Raw genomic sequence first — 2,893 nt, 5'->3', positions numbered from 1 at the left:
CACCTATTATGTGGTGTGCTGCCGCGTCCTGCGGTTTCCGTAACTTCGACCACTTCTGAGGCTATTGATGGACCAACAGAGCACCCGCACCGACATCACCGTCAACGTCGACGGCTTCTGGATGCTTCAGGCGCTGCTCGACATTCGTCACGTCGCGCCCGAATTGCGCTGCCGCCCGTTCGTGTCCACCGACTCGAGCGACTGGCTCAACGAACACCCCGGAATGGCGGTGATGCGTGAGCAGGGCATCGTGGTCGGCGACGAGGTGCACGAACAAGTCGCCGCTCGAATGCGGGTCCTCGCCGCGCCCGACCTCGAGGTCGTGGCCTTGCTGTCTCGGGGCAAGCTGCTCTACGGAGTCGTCGACGACGAGAACCAGCCACCCGGCTCGCGCGACATTCCCGACAACGAGTTCCGCGTGGTGCTGGCCCGCCGCGGCCAGCACTGGGTGTCTGCCGTGCGGGTGGGCAGCGACATCACCGTCGACGACGTCGCCGTGGCCGACAGCGCCTCGATCGCGTCGTTGGTGATCGACGGTCTGGAGTCGATCCACCACGCGGAGCCGGCGGCGATCAACGCGGTCAACGTGCCGCTGGAGGAGATGCTGGAGGCGACCAAGTCCTGGCAGGAATCCGGCTTCAACGTCTTTTCCGGCGGGGATCTGCGACGGATGGGCATCAGCGCCGCGACGGTGGCCGCGCTGGGCCAGGCCCTGTCCGACCCCGCCGCCGAGGTCGCCGTCTACGCGCGCCAGTACCGGGACGACGCCAAGGGCCCCAGCGCCTCGGTCCTGTCGCTGAAGGACGGTTCGGGCGGCCGCATCGCGCTGTATCAGCAAGCGCGCACGGCGGGTTCGGGGGAGGCCTGGTTGGCGATCTGCCCGGCAACCCCCCAACTGGTGCAGGTGGGCATCAAGACCGTGCTGGACACGCTGCCCTACGGCGAGTGGAAAACCCATAGCAGGGTGTGACATGGCCGCGAAACATAAACTTTACCAACGCTTTTGCCGACAACATGCGGTCGGGATGCGAAGACGGCATACTTCTCTAGAATCATCACAGCAAATCTTCAAAGCAGTGTCACCACAACTCCTTAACGCAAGGCGAGGCAGATGAAATCCGAAATGGTCAAGCTGTACCTCTCAGGGGGCCGCAGCGCCTCGGCGAGTGAGGCGTCCGGGGCCGTCGAGCTCCTGGCGACACGGGGTTACACGTTCACAATGGCAGGGGGTGCGGGGCGATGACCGCGGTCGGCGTAGCTGATGCCCTACAGGCAGACATCGAGGGAATCGCACAGCCTCGGGCGGTAGTCGTCGGCGTCATGGCCGGCGAGGGCGTCCAGATCGGCGTCCTCCTCGACGCCAACGCCCCGGTCTCGGTGATGACCGACCCGCTGTTGAAGGTCGTCAACAGCCGGCTGCGCGAACTCGGCGAAACCCCGCTGGAGGCCACCGGCCGCGGCCGGTGGGCACTGTGCCTCGTCGACGGCACGCCGCTGCGGGCCACGCAGTCGCTGACCGAGCAGGACATCTACGACGGCGACCGGCTCTGGATCCGGTTCCTGCCGGACACCGAGCACCGCTCGCAAGTCATCGAGCACATCTCCACCGCGGTCTCGGCAAACCTGAGCAAGCGGTTCGCCGCGATCGACCCGGTTGTCGCGGTGCAGGTCGGCGCCTCGATGGTCGCGATCGGCGTGACGGCCGCGTCGGGTCTGCTCGGCTGGTGGCGCTGGCACCACAACTCGTGGCTGCCCACGGTGTACTCGTCGGTCATCGCCGCGATCGCGCTGACGGTGGCCATCATGCTCGCGATGCGGGCGAAGACCGACTCGGACCGGCTGGTCGCCGACATCATGCTGCTGAGCGGCCTCGCGCCGCTCACGGTGGCCGCGGCCTCGGCACCGCCGGGCGGCGTCGGCTCCCCACAAGCGGTGCTGGGCTTCGGCGTGCTCGCGATCGGCGCGTCGCTCAACCTGCGCTTCACCGGTCGTCGGCTGGCCATCTACACCGCGATCGTGACCATCAGCGCCGTGGCGGCGATCGCCAGCCTGGCGCGCATGGTCGCGAACACCAGCGCGGTGACCAACTTCGCCTGCATCGTGCTGGTCTGCGTGCTGGGCTACCAGTCGGCTCCGGCCCTGTCCCGGCGGTTGGCCGGAATCCGGCTGCCCGTCTTCCCGTCGGCCACCAGCCGGTGGGTGTTCGAGGCGCGTCCGGACCTGCCCACCACCGTGGCGCGGGCCGACGGTGGCGCTCCGGTCCTGGAGGGGCCCGCGTCCGTTCGGGACGTGGTGCTGCAGGCCGAGCGCGCCCGGTCGTTCCTGTCCGGCCTGCTGTTGGGGCTCGGCGTGCTGATGATCGTGTCGCTGACCGCGCTGTCGGACCCGCACACGTTCCAGCGCTGGCTGCCGCTGATCCTGGCGGGCTTCACCGCCGGGTTCCTGATGCTCCGCGGCCGCTCGTACGTGGACCGTTGGCAGGCGATCAGCCTGGCCGCGACGTCGGTGCTCATCGTCGCCGCGATCGTGGTTCGCTACGCGCTCGGGTTGCAGTCTCCGCTGGCGGTGTCGATCAGCGTGGCGATCCTGGTCCTGCTGCCGGCGGCGGGCCTGACCGCGGCCGCGGTGGTGCCCAACACCATCTACAGCCCGCTGTTCCGCAAGTTCGTGGAATACATCGAGTACCTCTGCCTGATGCCGATCTTCCCGTTGGCGTTGTGGCTGATGAATGTCTATGCCGCGATCCGTTATCGCTAGCAGCAAGGTGTGGCGCGGGGGCGCCGGTCCCCCCCCCCGCCCCCCCCCCCCGCAGACCACACCGGGCGAATCCCCGGGGCCCCCCCCCCCCCCCCGCCGCCCCCCCCCCGGGCGGACCCCGCCGGGGCCGCCGGCC

2 protein-coding genes are annotated in these 2,893 nt (G+C 68.8%); both read left to right on the top strand.

The features are described 5' to 3' along the window. Positions 1 to 67 precede the first annotated feature (67 nt). Entirely contained in the window at positions 68 to 970 is a 903-nt protein-coding gene (locus A9X00_RS09225; RefSeq protein ID WP_067012971.1) for an ESX secretion-associated protein EspG, read from the top strand. Positions 971 to 1,239: 269 nt separating this feature from the next. Next, positions 1,240 to 2,757, top strand: coding sequence for a type VII secretion integral membrane protein EccD (gene eccD / locus A9X00_RS09220; RefSeq protein ID WP_067152179.1), 1,518 nt, complete (start codon positions 1,240 to 1,242; stop codon positions 2,755 to 2,757). The last annotated feature ends 136 nt before the right edge of the window (positions 2,758 to 2,893 follow it).

The sequence above is a fragment of the Mycobacterium sp. 1245805.9 genome, from assembly GCF_001672915.1.
Classification (GTDB): Bacteria; Actinomycetota; Actinomycetes; order Mycobacteriales; family Mycobacteriaceae; genus Mycobacterium.
This window is presented reverse-complemented; position numbering and strand designations above follow the sequence as displayed.

Coding starts and splice junctions, on each gene's coding strand:
- A9X00_RS09225 (WP_067012971.1), top strand. CDS start 68: ATGGACCAACAGAGCACCCGCACCGACATCACCGTCAACGTCGACGGC.
- eccD (WP_067152179.1), top strand. CDS start 1,240: ATGACCGCGGTCGGCGTAGCTGATGCCCTACAGGCAGACATCGAGGGA.